Here is a 20176-nt window from a genome sequence, read left to right as displayed (position 1 = left end):
AACCAATTGAAACGGGGGCGTGACCGCACGTGCGGCGCCTCTAAAGCAGTTCCTTCTGATGGGCTCTTTTGGGGTGATTCAGTGCGGGCGCCGCCTGCAATATATTATCATAGCCGTGCGTCGCTTCGTGGATAAAGAGCAGAAATGGTAAGTTAGCGGGTCGCCCGCCCAACCAGAAATATTTCAGCCGAAGGGGAACCTCACGGTCGCAGGCAAGTTCGGTACGCAATGTGGGGGAGATTGCGCCATCTCATCGGATGTATCGTTGTCTTGCTAGCGATATTCTCCTTCCTCGGATTCCATTAGGAGAGACCATGCAGCGCGACGACGATGAACGAGGCTCGGCTTGAGAGCACCAGTCTGTCATCCTGAGGTCGACCTCTGCTCACCGACAATACCTGGACTCGGCTCCGCTCACGCTCGCTTGGTCAACATTCGACGCTTGCACCCGTACCACTCAGAGGCGACGTGATGGCGGCCCGAATGAAATTGTGGTGGAGGTCGAAACTAGCAATGGCCGATCGCTTAGCGAGAGCGCTGGCGCGAGCCTTGGCCGACGGGTTGCACGTATGAGCAACGAGCCGGCGCGTCTGCCAGGCGAATATCCGTCCGAGTTTGCCAGTTTCTTCATGGCTGGCTTCGAATGTTCCTCGCATCGGCGCGGCGACGGAGTGCGCCTCGATTTGATTCGCGCAACCGCACACGACAAACATGCTCTCGGCGACTATCGCAGCTGTGCTGCCCTTGGGCTTCGCACGATCCGCGACGGCTTGCGCTGGCACCTGATTGAAACAGCGCCAGGAGTCTTCGACTGGTCGGGTTGGATCTCAATGATCGAAGCAGCCCACGCGGCGGGGGTGCAGGTCGTCTGGGATATCTTCCACTATGGCTCACCAGATCACGTAGACCAAGGCGCCCCAGACTTTACAGAAGCCTATGTCCGCTTCGCCGCTGAAGCTGTCCGGATCCACCGCTCCGTCACGGGAGTAGCTCCCCTGGTGTGCCCGATCAATGAGATCTCATTTTTCGCATGGGCGATAGAGGTCGGCTATTTCCCACGCGTGGGGCCGAAGAAGCGGGGATGGTTCAAGCGACAGCTTGTGAGGGCAGCGGTTGCCGGCGTCAAGGCGATGCGCGATGCCGAACCTGATTGCCGGTTCATATGGGCTGAACCGCTAATTCATGTTGGGCCCCGTGACCGTAGTCGTGCCGAGCAGCGGCGCGCGGAAAATGTTCGTCAGGGCCAGTTTGAAGCCTATGACATGCTGACGGGCCGTGCCGAGCCTGAATTGGGCGGCAGCGAGGACTGTGTCGACGTCATCGGACTTAACTTTTATCCGCACAACCAATGGTACTTTCAGGGCCCAACGATACCGATGGGCCACCACGAATATCGGGCGCTTTCCGAAATGTTGGTCGAAGTCGCAGAGCGCTACAGAAAGCCCATGTTCATCGCCGAGACAGGCGCTGAAGGATCAGGCCGGCCGGCATGGCTCCATTATGTTTGCGATGAGGTCCGTGACGCAATGAGCCGTGGTGCCCCGGTTCAGGGTATATGTCTGTACCCGGTGACCGCGTATCCCGGCTGGGACAATTTGCGCCACGCGGAAGTCGGCTTGTTCTCTACGATTCATGCCGACGGTTCGCGCAGTCTTCGCCAGCCGGTTGCCGATGAATTGGCTCGCCAGCGCAGATTGTTCGCGACAGGTGTTTCGTAGCGGTCGAAGAAGGAGCGGGCCACTTAGGTGGGGAACTGCTCCGAATGTTGGCCGAGCACCGTCCGCTGCGTAAGCATCTGCACGGTGCCGGTTGCCGGCAGGCTCTGTTGAATGCGCGCGAACGTCGCCAAAGCTTGACCGACAACCTGATCCATATTGTAGTAGCGGTACGTGGCTAGGCGCCCGACGAACCACACGTCGGGGCACGCCACCGCCAGTGCTTCATAGCGTTTGTACAGCGCCTCGTTTTCCGCCCGCGGCACCGGGTAATAGGGATCGCCGATATCGGTTGGATATTCGTAAGTCAGGCTGGTCTTCGGGCTCTGCTGACCGGTCAGATGCTTGTACTCGGTAATGCGGGTATAGTTTTCCGTCTGCGGATAGTTGACAACGGCGACCGGCTGAAACTGCTCGCAATCAAGCGTCACGTGTTCGAACCGCAGTGACCGATAAGGCAGACGACCAAGGCTCCAGTCGAAATATTCATCAATCGGCCCGGTGTAGATCATCCGCTGAAAGGGGATCTTGTCGCGAATTTCGCGATAATCGGTCTGCAGCATGATCTTGATCCTTGGGTTGTCCAGCATGCGCTGGAACATGCGTGTATACCCGCCAGCCGGCATATTCTGGAAAGTGTCGCCAAAGTAGCGATCATCGCGGTTGGTCCGGGTAGGGACCCGCGCAGTCACGGACTTGCTTAGTTGGGCTGGATCGACGCCCCACTGCTTCCTTGTATAGCCGCGAAAGAATTTTTCGTAGAGTTCCCTGCCAACGGTGCTCACAACCACGTCTTCGGCGGTCCGGACTTCCTCGACCGTTTCTCGCCGGGATGCGAAGAACTCCTCCAACTGCTCGGGCGTCAATTCAAGACAGTACAGGCGATTGATCGTGTCGAGGTTGATCGGTATCGGCAGCAGTTTTCCGTCGACCGACGACAGTACGCGATGTTCGTAAAGCCTCCATTCGGTGAATTGCGAGAGGTAGTCGATGATCGATCGGGCGTTGGTGTGGAATATATGCGGCCCATAGCGGTGGACCAGAATCCCCGCTTCGTCATAGCAGTCATAAGCGTTGCCGCCGACGTGGTTTCGCCGGTCGATGAGCAGGACGCTTTCCTGCCGTTGCGATGCGATGCGTTCAGCGAGCACGCTGCCAGCGAAGCCGGCGCCGACAATCAACCAATCGAACATGGTCAGGCTCCCCGGCGCAAAGGCACAATGCTTTTCATTGCATAGGCGCGCTGAATATGGGCAGCCATTGCGTCCCACGTTCGTTCCCAGGACATGTTAGCAAGGTAAGCATCGACCTCCTTCAACAGGAAATTCCGGGGACGTGACAGAAGGGACCGAAGCTTGGTTTCGATGTCGTCGGCGTCAACAATGTCGACCAGGCCTTCGGCACCATAGGTGCGCACGACGTCCACAATCGCCGTGGAGGCCACCGGCAGTCCGGCGGCCAGGAACTCAGGAGTTTTGGTCGGGCTGATATAGCGTGTCGCCTCATTGAGCGCGAAGGGCATCCAGCCGGCGCTCCAGTGCCTGAGATAGCGAGGTAGGTCGGCGTAGGACTTGGCACCCAGCCAATGTAAGTTACTTGCGCGCGGCAGGCTTAGCGGGTCGATCTTGACCACCGGGCCGAGCATGACGAAATGCACTTCGGGCATTGCCGCGGCCGCCTGTGCGATCATTTCAACGTCGAGCCGTTCGTCGATCACCCCGAAGAAGCCTACTCTCGGGTGAGGTATGTCTGCCTGGTCTACAGGGTCATCGCCGGGCTCTCTTGCCTTGTGGAAATGCGCAACGTCTATGCTGCTGGGGAAGGGAAAAATCGACTTGTGGAGGCTTCGTTTGGCCTCGTACAGACTCTGCCCGCCCGTGAACACGACGTCAGCGCGCTGGAACAGCGCTTTTTCCATCTGCTGCAACTCTGCCGGCGCGTTCTTGAAGGCGGAGAGTTCATCCATGCAGTCGTAGACGCATACATCGCAGGCTATATGGTCACTGAAACGCAGCGCCATGGGCGTGTAGTACCATATGGTCAGACGGTCATGCGGAGTTGAGTTGACGATCTGGTTGACGAACCTGCGCTGGATGGCGTCTGCCTTTGTCGCGGAGATGCCGGCCGGAAGCACCGGGGTTACGATTGTGATCATTGCAGACCGATTGTTCACCCGCATCGAAGGACAGCGTATTTCTTCGTAGATCGGCTCCTCAAAGTAAATTAGCTGCTGCTGCTTTGAGGCGTGCGTCAAAATATGCTGCGGGCGCTGATGTACGAAATCCCACCTGAGGTGAGAAAAGCAAAGTAAAATAAACGATTTTAGGGGGATATTTGATTTATTTTTTTTGCGTCCCGCTATTTTCATGTAAGAATCCCTTTAGCTATAGTTTATAATTCTTCGGATTAACAAATGTTAATCGAATAACGCTCCTGCTGAAGCGTCATCCGTACATCTAACTTTCATTTGAGTAAGTTGTTCCACGGATTTTAATTGGCTGGAGCCGCCGGGCTGGCCACTTGCGCGATTGTTCGAAGAGAAGCGGCGCTGCTACCAACACCCGACGGACATGTCGCCTCGGCCAAGGCGAAGGCCCTTGCAGCTTCAGATCTCGCCAAATGTGGCGCATTGCCACGGAACGGCTGAAAATCCGCTCAACCGTTCAACAACAATTCATGAGCGCAGGTATAAGAGTTAATGAGCTGCGCATGATTCGTTTTGGTCGCCACAGATGGCCCGACGCATGGGTCGATGCAGGCAGCACCGTGAGAGACCCGCAAGGAATGAAGTTCAACTTTGAAACCAACGTCTTTCCGTTGTTTCACCCGCGGTCCGTGGATGATCTGAAGGATCCTTGTCCGGTGTTCGACGGCACGCTTTGGCACGTCTTCGGTTCCAGCGGCACTGTCACGACCGAGAGCTGGAAAATACTACATGCCACGGCTCCGGACCTTTTGGGGCCGTGGACTGAGCATGAGGCGCTCGACTTGGCGGTAACCGGATCGGGCATAGCGGCGCCCGGCGTCATCCATGAATGCGGCGTTTTCCACATGTTCATCCAGACCGAATTCCTGAAGTCCGGCGGACGTTGCGAGCATGCGGTGTCCAACGATGGCTTTCATTGGGTGGTGCTGAATCCGGCGATATTGTCCCTGCCGGACACCGATGAGGACGGGATCTACGATCCCCATCCGGCGATCATCGGCGGCAAGCGCTACATCGTCTATTCAGGCATGCCTAAATTCACCAGGGTGCCGCAGCCTGACGTCTATCTGGCGCGCAGCCAATCCGATTCCTGGTTCGGGCCGTGGAAACGTCTCGGCAAGATATTGGACCATTTCGACGTTCCCCATCACAACGCGCGCGAGCATCCGGACTACGAATGGGGCATCGAGGGCGCCCAACTGGTCGAATTGCCCGATGGTCGCGTGCTTCTCAACGCCACCTGCTTCCTTCCCGACGTTCCGCGCGGAAGTCGTCAGCGCGTATTCTTCGCCATCGCCGACGACGTCCAGGGTCCCTACGTGTCGGTCGGCCCTGTGCTTGATCCTGGTGAGCCTGGGGAAAACGGCCATTCGACGGTGATGATCGAGGGCGGGAAACTGACTTTGTTCTACCAGAGCAGACGTGAGGCAACGAACCATCGCTGGCGTTTCGGACTGGCTAGGTGCGACCTGGATCAGCAAGTCCTTTCACGAGTCGCCTAACAGGGACGACCAGCCCACTTCAGATAATCATCTTTGTAATCGGGTTGCTGCCGCGTGCCGAGCGATCCTCAATCAATCCAGATCGGTCGACTTAGCCGAACGTCGCAGAGACTACGAGGCCGGCGGTTGGACAGGATTTGACGCCGAGGCGGAAGACTATACTCCCGACGAGATCGAGCGGGATCGGGCTCGTGACCTCAACCGCCTCTGATCGAGGAACCCCGCTGCCCGAAAGGTAGCGGGGAATTCTCACTCTCTTCATAGCCCGCTTTGAGCGTTGCGCGAAATCGCGCCCAGTGCAAAGGCGCTGCGCCATCCAGCCTTCGCTAGTCCCTTCGCTGGTGAGACTCTGCCTTGCTCTGCGCAGTGTCGATGGTCCCTCTGAGAAGCTGCACTGGGCATCAACAGCAATTCGGCCAAGTCGAATGCGACAGTATCAGATTCCGCGGAACCAAGGAGGTAGCGGGGCATTTCTGCCTACCGGTGCTTTAATGGAGGCGACCATGGGTTTCTTCAGCAAACTGCTCAAGAGTTTCAAAACAGCAAACCCTGCGAAATCGAGCAGCGGAAACATGCAGAAAGACACCGGCGCCGGGCCCGCTTTGGCGGCGCATTCCAAGGATGCCAAAGCAAGTGGGAAGGCTGGGCAGAACGCATCGGCAGCCACCAAGAAGAGGTGAGACGCCCTGGCTTTCAAAGCGTAGCGTCATCAAAGTGGATGAAGTCCGCCGACTCCATCGAGCCGTCGTCGCAAACAAGCCAGCCGCTTGGTTGGCCTTCATTATCGATGTTTGGCCAATGCCGCGTCACGAACCCAACCGGACTGCCTCCAGCAAATTGCACTCATCGGTTACTAATGTTTCGGAAAACCGCGACAATCGTCACAGCTAAGACTTCCACATCCCGGCTAAAAAGGTCGATTTATTCATCTGCGCAAACCTGATCAAAGACGCGTTCACAAACAGCCAGATCGTGAGGGCTGAGGCAGGTGCGATTGAAACGCGGGCGCGGCATTTGAAAGCCTTCGAGCCCCCCGCTGCACGTGCAAAAGAAAGCGGGCTTTCACACCCAGACCGAGGAGAGCGGCAGTCCGGTCCTCGTGCAAGAAACGCCGGTCGTTGAGTGTTTGTTCCCGGTTGGGGACCAAGCTATCGAGCGATCGGAACTAACGGTCTGTGGCGCCGTTGCGATGGCAGTAAAATTATGCTGACCAACGGAGACAGACATGACCGACTCCAAGGAACGTCTGACGCAGTGGCTTCGCGACGCTCACGCCATGGAAGAACAGGCCGAGACGATGTTGAGCGGCCAAATCGAGCGTCTCGAAAACTATCCCGAGCTACGCGACCGGATGACGCTGCACCTCGAAGAAACGAGGCAACAGGCAAAACGTCTCGAACAATGCCTCGATCGCATGGGGGAAGGATCATCAACGCTTAAAGACGCCGGCGGTAAGCTAATCGCCATGGGACAGAGCATCAGCGGCCTGTTCGCAGGCGACGAGGTGATGAAAGGATCGCTGGCCAGCTACACATTCGAGCATATGGAGATCGCAAGCTACAAAATGCTCATCGCCGCAGCCGGCGAGCTCGGCGATTCCGAGACCCAAAGCGCGTGCAAGGCAAACCTGCGCGAGGAAGAGGCGATGGCTGAATGGCTGGAAAGCAAACTCGGCACCGTCACCAGTGAATTCCTCAGACGCGAGGAGCGGGATTCCGATGCCGCGAAACGGTGACGTAGGCGGACATTCTGATTGATTGCTGCCTACAGAAACCGCTCCCCTTCGGCGCGGTGCTCGAAACAGAACCAGTGCGGCGTCTGCCTCGGCCTGGCGAAGTAGCGGTGCGACGCCGCCGCGGTGAGGATCGTCCAATTGCCGGCACCCAACTGCTGCGTGAATGGCAGGGCGTAGAGCAGACCGTGACGGTCCTTGCTGATGGCTACGAATGGCAAGGCAGGCCTTACCAGTCGCTGTCCTCAGTCGCGCGCGCGATCACCGGCACGCGCTGGAACGGCTGGCTGTTTTTCGGCGTGAAGAACCATTGCAGCAAGGCGAGGGGCCGGTCATGAACATGGCGGGCCCGAAGACCATCGTCCGCAAGCTGCGCTGCGCGGTCTACACCCGCAAGTCCAGCGAGGAGGGGCTCGACATGGAGTTCAACTCGCTCGATGCGCAGCGCGAGGCCTGTGAGGCCTTTGTGGCCAGCCAGAAGGCCCTTGGTTGGGTTCTGGTGCCCGATCACTACGATGATGGCGGGATCTCTGGTGCGACGCTGGAACGCCCTGCCTTGAAGCGCCTGCTGACCGACATGGACGTGGGCCTGGTCGACGTGGTCGTGGTCTATAAGATCGACCGCCTGTCACGCTCGCTCATGGACTTCTCGCGGCTGGTCGAAGCCTTTGATGCCAACGACGTCACCTTCGTCTCGGTGACCCAGAGCTTTAACACCACCACCTCAATGGGTAGGTTGACGCTCAACATCCTCCTCTCCTTCGCGCAGTTCGAACGCGAGGTGATTGGCGAGCGCATTCGTGACAAGTTCGCCGCATCGCGAAAGCGTGGCATGTGGATGGGCGGCTGGGCGCCGCTCGGCTACGACATCAAGGACCGCAAGCTGGTCATCAACGAGGCTGAGGCGGCAAATGTCCGCATGGTGTTCGAGCGGTTTATCTCGACCGGCTCGGCAACAACCCTTTCCAGGATTTTGACGGCCGAAGGGATTTTAACCCGTCGCGGCCGTCCATTGGACAAGGGCGTAATCTACAAGCTGCTCAACAACCCTGTCTATGTCGGCGAAGCCGTGCACAAGGGTGCCTCCTATGCTGGTGAACACCAGGCCATCATCAGCCGCGGCCTCTGGGCCAAGGTGCAGGCTATCCTGTCAGATGGATCGAGGAAACGCGCAGCCAACACTCGCGCGCAGACACCGGCGCTGCTGAAGGGTCTTCTATTTGGGCCGACGGGATGTGCGATGTCGCCAACCCATACGCGCAAGGCAGGCAAGCTCTACCGCTACTATGTTAGCCAATCGGTGCTAAAGCACGGTACTGGCGCATGCCCAGTTGGGCGCCTGCCAGCGGCCGAGGTCGAGGCAGCCGTCATTGATCAGTTGCGCGTCCTCCTCCGTGCTCCCGAGATCATCATCGCCACCTGGAAAGCAGGGCGCGAACACGATGCCGAGATCAGTGAAGACGAGGTGAGGGCGGCGCTGCTCGGACTCGATCCGCTCTGGAATGAACTCTTCCCCGCCGAGCAGGCACGCATCGTCCGGTTGCTGGTCAAACGCGTGGACGTGACAATGGACAGCCTTTCCATCCGCCTGCGCACCGAGGGATTGGTCGGTCTTGCGGCCGATCTCGCTCAACGTCAAAATGTCCCGAGCGCAACATGATAACCAACAGCGACACCGGCAGCGACACCAACATCATCACCGTCCAAGTTCCGCTGACGCTTCGCAAGCGGGGAGGGCGCAAGCTGATCGTCGCGCCGGTCGGCCAGGAGCGTTGGGCCTCTGCTCGGCCACGCGTCGACAATACACTCGTCAAGGCGATCGCACGCGCCTATCGCTGGCAGCAGATGCTGAAGCAGGGCGCCTACGCGAGCGCGGAGGATATCGCCAAGGTAGAGAAAATCAGCGCCTCATATGTCAATCGTCTCTTGCAACTGACGCTGCTTTCTCCGGCAATCGTCGAGACGGTCCTCGACGGGCACCAACCAGCCACGATGACCACCGCTGATCTACTTCAACCGGTACCGGCGCAATGGCACGCACAACGGGCGCTGCTATGTTAGGTCCGCTTTGCGCCCCATATCGGCCGTTGAGGTGACCGTTGCTACTGCCTGAAAGCAGACATTGTTGCGACCATTCTGGACGTCGCGGTTGCGGCATAACCGACGTTCGCGCGAGAAATGGAGCCAAGCGGTCAATACGTTGGGATTCAGTTCGCCGCGCCGACCCGCTTGCGCTCCCGGGTTTCCAGCAGCTTCGTCAGCCAGTCTGGATCCATCTCCGGCACGGAGGAGAGAAGCAGTTCGGTATACGGAGCATGCGGCGGCGTCAGGATTTCGGTCTTGAGCCCCTGCTCGACGACTTTGCCTTGATGCATGACGACAATTTCGTCGGCGATTGCCCTCACCGTCGCGATGTCGTGCGTGATGAAAATGTAGCTGACTCCGAATTCTTGTTGCAGCCGCATAAGAAGCTTCAGGATCTCTTCCTGTACGATCTGGTCGAGGGCTGAGGTCACCTCGTCGCAGATGATGAGCTCCGGATTAGCAGCCAGCGCCCGGGCAATGCAGATGCGCTGCTTCTGACCGCCCGAGAGTTCGCTCGGCAGACGATCGAGGAAGCTTTCGTCCATCTCGATCATGTGCATGAGTTCGCCAACCCGGCGGTCGCACGCCCCCCCTTTGAGGCCGAGATAGAACTCGAGTGGCCGGGAGATGACTTCCTCGACGGTCTGACGCGGATTGAGCGCGTTGTCAGGCATCTGGTAGATCATCTGAATGCGGCGCAGAATGTCTTTGGGCCTCTCTTTCAGTGTTCTTGGCAGACGATGCCCCGCAAATGAGATCGAGCCCGAGACCGGCGGCAGCAGGCCGGTGATGACGCGGGCGAGCGTTGATTTACCGGAACCAGATTCACCAACGACCGCTACCGTCCGTCCGCGCGGCACCTTGATCGATACATCCTGCAGAACCTTGACTTTCCCTGCGTAGGCGGCGGTGATGTTATCGATCGTGAGCAGATGGTCCGCGGCCGGCACTTCGGGTTTGGCTAGCTTTCGCACCGCCCAGAGCGTCCTCGTATAGTCTTCGGCCGGCGCGGCAAGCATCTGGCGTGTTTCGGCCTCCTCCACAGTACGGCCATGGCGCAGAACCATGATCCGGTCCGCCATCTGCGCAACCACGGCCAGATCATGCGTGACGTAGATCGCGGCAGTGTTGAATTCTTCGACAATCTGGCGGATCGAGGCGAGGACCTCGACCTGTGTGGTCACATCGAGCGCCGTCGTCGGCTCGTCGAAGATGATCAGGTCGGGCCGGCAGGCCATAGCCATCGCCGTCATAGCCCGCTGCAACTGTCCTCCGGAGACCTGGTGAGGATAGCGGAAGCCGATGGTCTCCGGATCCGGCAGGTGAAGACGCCGGTAAAGTTTGATGGCATCCCGATTCGCTGCCTCGCGACTGGCGATCCCGTGCGCCACGACCGTTTCGACGGTCTGATCGAGGAGCCGATGGGCCGGGTTGAAGGAAGCGGCCGCGCTTTGCGCGACATAGGCGATGCGCGAGCCTCGGAGCCGCCGCCGTGCGGTTTCCGTCATGGCGAGGAGGTCGACCCCGTCGAACAGGATGGATCCTTGCGTGATCCGGCAGCCTGGCTTGGCATATCCCATCGCGGCAAGCCCAATGGTGGACTTTCCGGCGCCGGACTCGCCAATGAGGCCGAGAACCTCACCGCGGTTTAGCGAGAGATCCACACCGCGAACGATCGGATGCCAGCGCTCGTCGGAAAACCCTTCGACGTGAAGGTTGCGAACGCTGAGGAGTTTCGTGCCCTTTTCGCGTTGGCCAGAATTCTTACTTTTCATCGCGCAACCCGCTTGTCGCATGCAAGAACCAGTCGACAACGAAATTCACCGAGACCGTGAGAAGGGCAATGGCGCCTGCCGGCAAGAGCGGAGTGATGTCGCCATAGGTGATGAGGGTAGCGTTTTCCCGCACCATCGAGCCCCAGTCGGCAGTCGGCGGCTGGATGCCGACGCCGAGAAAGGAGAGCGCGGCGATGGTGAGGAAAACGAAACAGAAGCGCAGGCCGAATTCCGCGATCAGCGGCGGCAGTACGTTGGGCAGGATCTCCTTGGTCAGAATCCATCTCGGCCCTTCGCCACGCAGTTGCGCGGCTTCGACATATTCCATGACGGCAACATTCAGCCCGACCGCGCGCGCCAGCCGGAATACGCGGGTCGAATCGAGCAGGGCGATGATGAGGATCAGGCTGGTGACCGACGAACCGAAGATGGATAGCAACATCAGCGCGAAGATGAGGCTCGGGATCGACATCAGCACATCTACCGCGCGCGACAGAATCTGGTCGAGCCACCCCCGGTACATCGCGGCCAGCAAACCGAGCGTGACGCCGACCGCGAAGGACAGAAGCGTAGTCGCGAAGGCGATGCCGATCGTATTGCGCGCGCCATAGATCAGCCGGGTGAGCACGTCGCGACCGAGTTGGTCGGTCCCGACGATGAACTCCTGGCTCCAAGGCGCGAAAGCCTCGGTGAAAACCTGCGTTTCTCCGTACGGCGCTATCCAGGGCGCTAACAGCGCGACGAAGACATAGCCAAGGATGACCACGATGCCGAACCAAGCGCTGAATGGAGCCTTTTTGAGTGCGGTTTTTATCCGGGAGGCGCGTGTGCGCCTCTGTCTCGGAACCGCCACGGCATGTTCGGTGCTGGTCATCGCGGATGCAAAAGCCTCGGATTGGTGGCGATGGAAATGATGTCGGCGGTCAGGTTGAGCAGGATGTAGGTTGCTGCGAAGATTAGGGCGCAGGCTTGCACGACCGGAACATCCCTGGACTTCACCGCATCGACCATCAATTGGCCGATGCCGGGATAGACGAACACCACCTCGACGACGACCACGCCTACGATGAGATAAGCGAGGTTGAACGCAATTACCGTGACGATAGGCGCCCAGGCATTGGGCAGGGCGTGTCTGAGAACGATTGCCATCGGCGACATTCCCTTGAGCCGCGCCATGTCGATATAGGGGCTTGCCAGCATGTTGATAATCGCAACGCGCGTCATACGCATCATATGGGCAACAATCACCAGCGTGAGGGTGATGGACGGCAACGCTGCGCGCCAGACGTGCTCCCAGAACGGCGTTCGGTCGCTGATGTTCGCCAGTGTCGGAAATTTGGGAACCAGGTTCAGGACCCAGTTGATCGAAGCCGCGAGCCACTCGGGCAGGGATTGTGCGAATTCGGTTCCAATGAACGTGTCGCGCGAGATGATGAGATAGGCCAGCATATAGGCGACGAAGAATTCGGGGAATGAAATCGTCGTCAGCGTCACCGTGTTCACCACACGGTCGAACCAGCTGTTGCGGTAGAGAGCGGCGAGAATGCCGAGTCCCAGCGCGAGTGGAACCGCTATAAGGGCAGTCATCACGGCGAGGAACATCGTGTTGTAGAGCCGGGGCGCAATGATCTCGGCGACCGTGCGCCGGTAGCCGGTGCGGCTTGCGAAGGAAGAGCCGAAATCCCCCTGCACGATTTGTCCGACCCAGGCGAAATAGCGCTCAACCGGCGGACGATCGATGCCGATCTCGCGCTGGAATGCGGCGACCGTCTCGGGCGTCGCGGATTGCCCAAGCATAGCCTTGGCGAAATCGCCCGGAAGCATGGCAATCGCCGAAAAGATGATGATGGTGACGATGAACAGCGTGATCAGGCCGAGGCCCAGGCGCTGCAGAACCGTCCTAACGACCGGATTCATGGGCGGTGCCTTCGAGCGTTTCCCCTGAAAAGAGCGAACCGCCCGCGCCGCGGGCGGCCTCGCCTGGCGAACGTCACGCGTTGGCTACCCACCAGCGCTCTGCCATCTTCAGTCCGTCATTCTCCCAGTTCGGCGCCAGCTCGCCGTGCGCCAGTTTCTTGGACTTGGCGCTTACAAAATTGTTGAAGACCAGGACGATGGCGCCGCCGTCATCATGCGTCAACTGCTGCATTTCGGCATACATCGCGGAGCGCTTGGCCTCGTCGGTCTCCGCGCGTGCCTGGATCAGCAGTTCGTTGAAGCGGGCATTTTTCCAGAACGTCTCGTTCCAGCTGGAATCCGCCGAGTAGGCCTGCGTGAACATCCAGTCGGCCGTTGCACGACCGCTCCAATAGGAGGCGCACCACGGTTTCTTGAGCCAGACATTGTCCCAATAGGCGTCCTCGGCCTCGCGCACCACATTGACATCGATGCCGCATTGGGCCGCCGTCTCGCGGATGAGGGCGGCCGCGTCCACGGCGCCGGCGAAGGCGGCGTCGGCGACGGAAAGGTCGACCTTGAGATTTTCCATTCCCGCTTTTTTCAGATGGAAGCGCGCCTTTTCCGGATCGAACTTGTGCTGCGGCTCCGGATTGATGGCGAACTTTATCGCCGGTGCGATCGGGTTGTCATTTCCGACAGTTGCATGGCCAAGGAAAATCTTCTGCGCGATTTCCTCGCGATCGATGGCCCATTTCAACGCCATGCGCACATCGGGGTTGTCGAATGGCGCAACCGTCACGTTCATAGGCAGCGTGTAGTGGCCGTAGCCGGTCACCTCGAGGATCTCGATATTCGGCTTGCGCTTCAGCATGCCGAGCGTTTTCAGGTCGGCGCGGCCGATATAATCAACCTCGCCGGTTGACAGCGCGGCCATACGCGCGGCGAGGTCCGTGATGGCGATAAACTCGACCTCGTCCAAATAGGGTTTGCCGTTCTTAAAGTAATTGGGGTTGCGCTTGAGCTTCGCCGAGACGCCTGGCTGGAAGTTCTCAAGCACGAAGGCGCCGGTCCGGACGCCCGATTCCCAGTCCGCCTTTCCGTCCTTGGCAGGCATGACGACAAGGTGATAGTCGCTCATGATGTAGGGAAAGTCTGCATTCCCGCTGTTTAGTGTGAAAACGATCGTTTCCGGGCCGTCTGCCTTGATGTTGGTCACCGATTCGAGCAGCGACTTCGCCGCCGATTTGGTGTCGGCCCCCATATGATATTGCATAGAGGCGACCACGTCGTCCGCCGTGATCGTCTTGCCGTTGTGGAAGGTCGCACCTTTGCGCAGCTTGAAGACCCATGTTGTCGCGTCGTCCGAGGTCTCGAAGGTCTCGGCAAGGTCCGGCTGGATGCTGCCTTTCGCGTCGACCTCGGTCAGGCTGTTGGACATGGCACCCGAAAAGGCGGTTTGCGTGAACGTATCGGGATAGCCGGCCGGATCGATCGAATCCGTCGTCGCGCCATGCGCCATGCCGAGCTTGGCGAAGCCGCCCTGCTTCGGTGCGGCCCGCGCCACGCTCACGAAGAGCATATCGGCGGCGGCGACCGTCAGGCCTGCCGCCAGCCCTAGATGGATGAAATCACGGCGCGAAACCTTGCCGCGGCCGATCAGGTTTTGCGCTAAGCGCAGTTTATATTCAGATTCCGACACTGCTTCCTCCCATTGCGGATTTCCCGCATTCTTGTTGTTGGCATTTATCGAGCAGATCTGGTGGATTCAGCCGATTTGCCTCCTTTCGATTTTTCCGGCGGTTTGACGCAAATTTCACGCCGTTACATAGATTTCACCAGCTTCCACCGTGACCGGGAATGTTCGGGCACGCACGCCCGGGTCGACCAGAGCGGCACCGGTCTTTATGTCGAATTCCCACCCGTGCCAGGCGCAGCGCACGATTTCGTTCTCGCGGTGATAGATGAATTGCGCTTGGTCGACCGGTGCCGTGGTTCCGCATTGCGGTCCCTCGCAAAGCGGAGCGCCGCGGTGCGGACAAACGTTCAGCAAGGCATGGAATGAATCTCCGATGCGGAAAACCCCGACTGAAAGGCTGCGGATTTTGGCGATGTACGGAGTTCCGGTCTCGATTTCGTCGACGCGGCAAATGTATGTCTTCTCAGCCATGGTTTGCTCCCGTCACGCGGCATTCGCCGCTTGCGTGCGGGGAATGCGTTTATAGACCTCGAGCGCATTCAATCCCATGATCTTGCTTTTCCAGGCGGGCGGGATGTGCAGCGTGTTGGCATCGTCATAATCCCAATGCGGGTAGTCGGAGGCGAACATCAGCGTGTTCTCGCCGTCCATTGCTTCGAGAGTGGACCAGAGATGCTGAATGTTCGCGGGCTGCTCCAGTGGTTGCGTGGAGAAGCGAATATTGCGCCGGCAATACTCGGAGGGCAGCATCTTCAGCCACGGCGTTTCCTTGCGCAGAGCTTTGTAGTCTGCGTCCAGTCGCCACAATACCGACGGAACCCAAGCCACTCCGCACTCGATGAGCACGAAATATAGATCCGGCCATTTCTCGAAAACGCCATGCGCGATCATGCTTGCAACATGCGACAAGGCCGACATGTGAAGAATTGCGTGCGTCTCCCAGAAAAAGGTCGTCGGAGCCGGCGCGACCGCGTTCCAGTTTATGCCGCCATGACCGCCCAGATGAATTGCAAATGGCAGCCCGACTTCGGCGCAGGCCTCGAAAATGGGGTGGTAAAAGGGATCGCCGTACGGTTTGACCGAGCCTTGGGAGGCTAGAACCTGGACCATACGGGGGTGGTTGCCGAGGCGGCGAATCTCGGCTGCTGCGAGCTTCGGATCCTGCGGCGCGACGATGATCGAACCCATGAAGCGGCTGTCTTTGGGAAGCCACTCGGCGATTTGGTAGTCGTTATAGGCGCTGACCAGCGCGCTAGCGTAATATGGGTTTGCTAGCGTGGAAGCCTCTATCGGCTCGTCGCCGGTGAGGATGGCGGCCCCGATATTATATTTGTCGAGGTGCTTTTCCTTCATGATGAGATAATTGTCGGCTTCGGTCTCGGGCCTGACATCCTTGCGGGAAAAGTCCTGCGGGTGAAACCAGGGACGGTGCCCGTGCGGGAAGGCGCCTCTCGGACCAGTTTTTTCGCCTTCCATGAACATGTCTTTCCAGACGCCGGAAAGATAGGGCTCGAGCACCGTCGCGCTCGACCAGTAATTGTGACAATCGCAATCGACTATGAACACCCTATCCAACTCCCTGGCGTGGTAGGCCGGCTAACCTAGCCGGCTTCTTCAACGGCAGCTTCCGCCTTGGGCATTATTTGATCAAGCTTGTGATTTGGGCTAATACGATCGGGTTTTTCGATTGGGAGGCGACATGCAGCTGGATCACATCGAGACCTTTCTCGACATCATGGAGTCGCGAAATTTTAACCGCACTGCGGATCGTTTGGGCGTAACGCAGTCAACAGTGAGCACCCGCATCAAGAACCTGGAGCAGGCCATCGGTTCGGAGCTCTTCCTGCGAGGACGAGCCGGCGCCGAGCCGACCGCGGCGGGGCGGCGTTTTGAAGCTTATGCGCGCGCCATGCTGTCGACATGGTCTCAGGCCCGCCATGACGTGCGGGCATTTAACCGGTTCGAAGGCACCTTGCGCGTCGCTGCCCAGGTCGGGATGACGCGCTCGATATTGCCAGGTTGGGTGGAGACGTTGTTCCAAGTGCTGCCGAAATCGTCAATTCACGTAGAATCCGACTATTCGCCGCAGATGATTTCCGATTTGAGCTTGGGAAACCTCGATATTGCTGTGGTCTACGCGCCCAGATACCTCCCTGAAATCGCCTACGATCCTCTGATGGTCGAAGAATATGTGATGGTGTCTACTGCGGCCAGTATCCTGTCGGAGGTCAATCCGGACACGTACATCCGGCCAGGCTACACGGTCGCGCTTGAAAAAGCCCACGCCGAGGCGCTGCCGCAATTGGCGATAGGCCGTCTTTCGATGGGCTCGGAAACGCTCGCCGAAGCGATGCTGCGGCGCATGGGTGGCACTTGCTATATGCGCAGTGACGACGCTCGGCGGTATACCGCCGAGCGGCCATCTTTTGTGGTAGAGGGTGCGCCCGCGCTTCAGCAGCCGGTTCACACCGCTATTTTGGCGCGCCGCAAGCATGAGCCGATCATCCGCAGAGGGATTCGCGCGCTCCATCTGGCTGTTATGTCCATGGAAAGTTAGATCGAAATACCCGATTGTAAAGCCGACATCTGCCACTTTTTTGAAAGTATCCCGGCTGCCATTCTGGCTGAGGCAAACCAGAGTCAAATGATGAACGCGCACATTCCCTTTTCAACTGCCGATTTCGCTCTGGCGATGCGTCAACGGCAATGGGCGGAGAGCGCAAGACAGTTCGTCCGCTGCCGGCGCGTCATCGACGAGACGCACGATGTCCGCACATTCGTCTTTTCCACCGCTTCGGGCCACATGTTCAGCTTCAGTGCAGGCCAATATCTGATACTGCACCTGACGATCGACGGCGCCACGGTAACGAGATCCTACTCGGTTTCCTCGCCGCCGACCCGACCGCTCGACCTGCAGATCACGGTGAAGCGGGTGAAGGGCGGGCTTGTTTCCAACTGGCTTCACGACAATCTCCGGCCGGGCCACGACATTGAAATCGAAGGGCCGGTCGGACGTTTCAACTTCGACGATCTACCATGCGAGAAGCCGCTTTTCCTTTCCGGCGGCAGCGGCATCACTCCCGTTATGTCGATGCTGCGGGCGCTAACCGACCGGGCATCTGGCCATGACATCCGTTTCATTCACTGCGCTCGGACGGCGGACGACATCGCCTTCCGCGCCGAGTTGGAGGTGCTCGCCGCGCGATTCTCCAATGTCAATGTAAGCTTCATCTGCAGCCAGGAAGGTTCGGTGTGGCAGGGCCCTAAGGGTCGCATCGACGGCCCCATGCTCTTGCGGCTGGCTCCGGACCTTCACCAGCGCACGTCTTACGTTTGCGGCCCCGAGCCGTTTATGCAGACGGTTCGGACCTGTGTCGCGGAGATCGGCATCGCACCCTCGCAGTACCACGAGGAAAGCTTCGGCGGCGCCGTGGGTAATTCCATGCCTCTGCAATCGGCTGTCGCTGGCGTTACGCGCGTCCGCTTCGCCCGGTCCGGCGCAGAGCATCTTTGTGCGCCCGAAGAGACCCTGCTCGATGCGGCGCGCAATTGCGGGCTCCACATTCCCACCGCATGCCAGCAGGGTATTTGCGGAACTTGCCGGACGGTCAAGCTTTCGGGTGAAGTCGCGATGGACGACCTTGGAGGGCTCAGCCTTGAAGAGAAGGCGGCCGGTTATGTGTTGGCCTGCTGCAGCCGGCCGCAAGGCACTGTTTGCCTCGATCTCTGAATCTCATTGCGAATCCTGATGGAAAGCCCGGGTGCTCGCGCACGAGCCGGTTGTGCCTTGCCTCGCGCCAGGCCTGTCCAGCGGCGGGCGGTCCAGCAGCTCAGGCCACGGCATCGCCGACACACGGAACCGAGGTTCGGTTCGGCAATTAAAGGAGGGCGAACTGGTTTTGCGGAGGTTTGAGGTGAACGGGTTTTTGAATGTGGGGCTTTCGACGGCCGTGACGGGCACGGTCGTAAGCTTTGTGACGGCGGCGGTTCTAGCCCTTCTGGCCAAAGCCGAAGGCAAATCCGCACTGCAGCCGACCAACGCCACCAGCCACTGGCTGCACGGCGATAAGGCCGGTGCGGTCAGGAAAGCCGACCTCGCACACACTGCGGTGGGCTTCGGCACCCACCATGCCTCGGCCATGTTCTGGGCCGCTCCGTTCGAGGCTTGGCTCGCCCGAAACCCTCAGCGGTCGCCGCTGCTGATGCTGCGCGATGCCTCGGCAGTGGCCATGATTGCAGCCGTCGTGGATTATCTCGTCGTACCGAAGCGGCTCACCCCAGGCTGGGAGACCGTGCTTTCGAAGCGCTCGATCGCCGCCACGTATGTCGCGCTTGCTCTGGGCTTGGCTGCCGGCGGACTGATCGCGCAGGCGATGCGGAAGACGGATTGATCGGATTCCAAGACTGGCGAGAGACCGCCGATGGTATTCCGCTTTTCGCCTGGCAGGCAGGGCTCAACCGGCACCGGCAATCGCCAGAGCCCACCGACTCGGTCCAGATGTTCGGTGCTGGTTCGCACTCCAGCTCTGTCCCTTACCCAATGAGCCGACGAATGTGGCCAGCTCACCGCTGGCGCGTTAAAGTTGATCCAGATGATGCATGAGTTTCAAAAGGAACGAGTACAAGACCTGTTCGGGGTCATCAGCTTGCTCGCTGAGCACCGTTATGCCCGCCAATGGCCAGCACGGCCTTCTACACCGGGTTAGGGTCCGGCATGAAGGTCCGCATTGGTTCAGCTTAGGACCGAGCCTGCGCCGAGCTGAATGTCTGCTCACTTACACTCAGATTAGAAGCTGCCTGACCGCTTTCGGCCCAAACAGGACGGTGATTGCTTGGCGCTGAGCGTAGGCAATAGCGCACGGCGCCATTTCACCGTCACAGGCTGGGATTGCCCAAGAGGGCCATGGGATCCGTATCGCCTAGCGAATGATCTGCTAAACTTCGCATAATCCCGATATCACGAAACAATTGAAATTGTTCGCCTCTAAACCTGAGAACTAAAAGTGCGAGGTTGACAGCTTTGGAGAATATCGGCCGAGAGAACGATCATTCGACGGAAACATCCGGCGGCGCGGTTGCAAGCTTTGCCTGAAAAGCCCGCAGTTGCGCGGGGTTTCGACCCTGCTAGATCAAGGCGGAGAATGTTGGGGCAGGGTGCATCTGGCGGAGGGAGTGGGATTCGAACCCACGGTGGGCTTGCACCCACGCCGGTTTTCAAGACCGGTGCCTTAAACCGCTCGGCCATCCCTCCGTCGTGATTTTTCAATCACTTGGATGCTCGTCCTAATCTTAATTTGTACCTGTTGGTACTGCTGCGCCGCCCGAAGACCGTTCTCGCTTCATTGCTCTAGTGCGCCCGACGAAGTCCTGTCAACCGGCCATAACCCGTTCCTGCCAACGGCAGAGCATGGATGCTCGACGGCGGGACTGAAGCAGGACGAACAGCACTCTGCACCGAAGGTCGAAAGGCCGTGGTTTTTCACAGCGATCGCCGGGGCGGTTTGTGCCACAATCTCGCCCGGTTCCGACCACAATCGGTTAATACGGTGATAAGCAATTCCGGTGC

At 59.0% G+C, this 20176-nt stretch carries 17 protein-coding genes, 1 tRNA gene and 1 pseudogene; 10 read left to right on the top strand and 9 right to left on the bottom strand.

What is annotated here, in order from left to right; genetic code table 11:
* Window positions 1–569: 569 nt before the first annotated feature.
* A complete protein-coding gene (locus tag EN885_RS03705) occupies window positions 570–1718 on the top strand; it encodes a beta-glucosidase (protein ID WP_128241027.1) in 1149 nt (382 codons plus the stop codon).
* A 23-nt stretch (window positions 1719–1741) separates the two neighbouring features.
* Here EN885_RS03705 and glf read toward each other — a convergent pair whose 3' ends face one another.
* Both glf and EN885_RS03695 read right to left on the bottom strand, forming a co-directional pair.
* Window positions 1742–2908 (bottom strand): UDP-galactopyranose mutase, encoded by a 1167-nt coding sequence (gene glf, locus EN885_RS03700; protein ID WP_126106628.1) that lies wholly within the window; start codon window positions 2906–2908, stop codon window positions 1742–1744.
* A gap of 2 nt (window positions 2909–2910) precedes the next feature.
* Window positions 2911–4083 carry a glycosyltransferase gene (locus EN885_RS03695; RefSeq protein WP_126106629.1) on the bottom strand — a complete coding sequence of 391 codons (1173 nt, stop codon included), beginning with the start codon at window positions 4081–4083 and terminating at the stop codon, window positions 2911–2913.
* A 416-nt stretch (window positions 4084–4499) separates the two neighbouring features.
* On the opposite strand from EN885_RS03695, the gene EN885_RS03690 reads away from it, so the two are divergent.
* From EN885_RS03690 to EN885_RS03665, 6 genes and pseudogenes are all read left to right on the top strand, one after another.
* Window positions 4500–5423 carry a hypothetical protein gene (locus tag EN885_RS03690; protein WP_126106630.1) on the top strand — a complete coding sequence of 308 codons (924 nt, stop codon included), beginning with the start codon at window positions 4500–4502 and terminating at the stop codon, window positions 5421–5423.
* A 503-nt stretch (window positions 5424–5926) separates the two neighbouring features.
* Window positions 5927–6103, top strand: a complete 177-nt coding sequence (locus EN885_RS33485) for a hypothetical protein (protein ID WP_023801603.1) — start codon at window positions 5927–5929, stop codon at window positions 6101–6103.
* Window positions 6104–6648: 545 nt separating this feature from the next.
* Window positions 6649–7158 carry a ferritin-like domain-containing protein gene (locus tag EN885_RS03680; RefSeq protein WP_128241028.1) on the top strand — a complete coding sequence of 170 codons (510 nt, stop codon included), beginning with the start codon at window positions 6649–6651 and terminating at the stop codon, window positions 7156–7158.
* A gap of 77 nt (window positions 7159–7235) precedes the next feature.
* Window positions 7236–7493: pseudogene (locus EN885_RS34060) on the top strand (DUF2924 domain-containing protein); the annotation flags it as partial.
* Window positions 7494–7495: 2 nt separating this feature from the next.
* The gene (locus tag EN885_RS03670; RefSeq protein ID WP_128241190.1) at window positions 7496–8815 is read left to right on the top strand and encodes a recombinase family protein; all 1320 of its coding nucleotides are present in this window, start codon (window positions 7496–7498) and stop codon (window positions 8813–8815) included.
* Window positions 8812–9216, top strand: a complete 405-nt coding sequence (locus EN885_RS03665) for a hypothetical protein (RefSeq protein ID WP_095488655.1) — start codon at window positions 8812–8814, stop codon at window positions 9214–9216. The genes EN885_RS03670 and EN885_RS03665 overlap by 4 nt, the downstream gene beginning before the upstream one ends.
* A 146-nt stretch (window positions 9217–9362) precedes the next feature.
* Here the strand turns inward: EN885_RS03665 and EN885_RS03660 are convergent, their stop codons facing one another.
* The 6 genes from EN885_RS03660 to EN885_RS03635 form a co-directional block, all read right to left on the bottom strand.
* Entirely contained in the window at window positions 9363–11015 is a 1653-nt protein-coding gene (locus EN885_RS03660) for an ABC transporter ATP-binding protein (protein ID WP_095488654.1), read from the bottom strand.
* Window positions 11005–11889: an ABC transporter permease gene (locus tag EN885_RS03655; protein ID WP_095488653.1), complete on the bottom strand. Its 885-nt coding sequence runs from the start codon at window positions 11887–11889 to the stop codon at window positions 11005–11007. The genes EN885_RS03660 and EN885_RS03655 overlap by 11 nt, the downstream gene beginning before the upstream one ends.
* Window positions 11886–12932 carry an ABC transporter permease gene (locus tag EN885_RS03650; RefSeq protein WP_095488652.1) on the bottom strand — a complete coding sequence of 349 codons (1047 nt, stop codon included), beginning with the start codon at window positions 12930–12932 and terminating at the stop codon, window positions 11886–11888. The genes EN885_RS03655 and EN885_RS03650 overlap by 4 nt, the downstream gene beginning before the upstream one ends.
* Before the next feature lie 73 nt (window positions 12933–13005).
* The gene (locus EN885_RS03645) at window positions 13006–14613 is read right to left on the bottom strand and encodes an ABC transporter substrate-binding protein (protein ID WP_245330031.1); all 1608 of its coding nucleotides are present in this window, start codon (window positions 14611–14613) and stop codon (window positions 13006–13008) included.
* Window positions 14614–14727: 114 nt separating this feature from the next.
* Complete coding sequence (locus EN885_RS03640) at window positions 14728–15081, bottom strand: Rieske (2Fe-2S) protein (RefSeq protein ID WP_023797723.1); 354 nt, start codon at window positions 15079–15081, stop codon at window positions 14728–14730.
* Between the two features lie 12 nt (window positions 15082–15093).
* Complete coding sequence (locus tag EN885_RS03635; RefSeq protein ID WP_095488651.1) at window positions 15094–16176, bottom strand: amidohydrolase family protein; 1083 nt, start codon at window positions 16174–16176, stop codon at window positions 15094–15096.
* Between the two features lie 133 nt (window positions 16177–16309).
* Between EN885_RS03635 and EN885_RS03630 the strand changes: the two genes are divergently transcribed.
* The 3 genes from EN885_RS03630 (at window position 16310) to EN885_RS03620 (ending at window position 19001) form a co-directional block, all read left to right on the top strand.
* Window positions 16310–17167, top strand: a complete 858-nt coding sequence (locus EN885_RS03630; RefSeq protein ID WP_095488650.1) for a LysR family transcriptional regulator — start codon at window positions 16310–16312, stop codon at window positions 17165–17167.
* 87 nt (window positions 17168–17254) lie between these two features.
* Window positions 17255–18340, top strand: coding sequence for a hybrid-cluster NAD(P)-dependent oxidoreductase (locus EN885_RS03625; RefSeq protein WP_128241030.1), 1086 nt, complete (start codon window positions 17255–17257; stop codon window positions 18338–18340).
* 31 nt (window positions 18341–18371) lie between these two features.
* On the top strand, window positions 18372–19001 hold the full coding sequence (locus EN885_RS03620; protein WP_245467756.1) for a hypothetical protein: 630 nt from the start codon (window positions 18372–18374) through the stop codon (window positions 18999–19001).
* Between the two features lie 770 nt (window positions 19002–19771).
* On the opposite strand, the gene EN885_RS03615 is transcribed toward EN885_RS03620, so the two are convergent.
* A tRNA-Ser gene (locus tag EN885_RS03615) sits at window positions 19772–19861 on the bottom strand.
* Window positions 19862–20176 lie beyond the last annotated feature (315 nt).

This window comes from Mesorhizobium sp. M6A.T.Cr.TU.014.01.1.1, assembly GCF_004022765.1.
Classification (GTDB): Bacteria; Pseudomonadota; Alphaproteobacteria; order Rhizobiales; family Rhizobiaceae; genus Mesorhizobium; species Mesorhizobium mediterraneum.
This window is presented reverse-complemented; position numbering and strand designations above follow the sequence as displayed.

Excerpts from the sequence above, each read along its gene's own strand:
- EN885_RS03705 (WP_128241027.1), top strand. The coding sequence starts at position 570 with ATGAGCAACGAGCCGGCGCGTCTGCCAGGCGAATATCCGTCCGAGTTT.
- glf (WP_126106628.1), bottom strand. The coding sequence starts at position 2,908 with ATGTTCGATTGGTTGATTGTCGGCGCCGGCTTCGCTGGCAGCGTGCTC.
- EN885_RS03695 (WP_126106629.1), bottom strand. The coding sequence starts at position 4,083 with ATGAAAATAGCGGGACGCAAAAAAAATAAATCAAATATCCCCCTAAAA.
- EN885_RS03690 (WP_126106630.1), top strand. The coding sequence starts at position 4,500 with ATGAAGTTCAACTTTGAAACCAACGTCTTTCCGTTGTTTCACCCGCGG.
- EN885_RS33485 (WP_023801603.1), top strand. The coding sequence starts at position 5,927 with ATGGGTTTCTTCAGCAAACTGCTCAAGAGTTTCAAAACAGCAAACCCT.
- EN885_RS03680 (WP_128241028.1), top strand. The coding sequence starts at position 6,649 with ATGACCGACTCCAAGGAACGTCTGACGCAGTGGCTTCGCGACGCTCAC.
- EN885_RS03670 (WP_128241190.1), top strand. The coding sequence starts at position 7,496 with ATGGCGGGCCCGAAGACCATCGTCCGCAAGCTGCGCTGCGCGGTCTAC.
- EN885_RS03665 (WP_095488655.1), top strand. The coding sequence starts at position 8,812 with ATGATAACCAACAGCGACACCGGCAGCGACACCAACATCATCACCGTC.
- EN885_RS03660 (WP_095488654.1), bottom strand. The coding sequence starts at position 11,015 with ATGAAAAGTAAGAATTCTGGCCAACGCGAAAAGGGCACGAAACTCCTC.
- EN885_RS03655 (WP_095488653.1), bottom strand. The coding sequence starts at position 11,889 with ATGACCAGCACCGAACATGCCGTGGCGGTTCCGAGACAGAGGCGCACA.
- EN885_RS03650 (WP_095488652.1), bottom strand. The coding sequence starts at position 12,932 with ATGAATCCGGTCGTTAGGACGGTTCTGCAGCGCCTGGGCCTCGGCCTG.
- EN885_RS03640 (WP_023797723.1), bottom strand. The coding sequence starts at position 15,081 with ATGGCTGAGAAGACATACATTTGCCGCGTCGACGAAATCGAGACCGGA.
- EN885_RS03630 (WP_095488650.1), top strand. The coding sequence starts at position 16,310 with ATGCAGCTGGATCACATCGAGACCTTTCTCGACATCATGGAGTCGCGA.
- EN885_RS03625 (WP_128241030.1), top strand. The coding sequence starts at position 17,255 with ATGATGAACGCGCACATTCCCTTTTCAACTGCCGATTTCGCTCTGGCG.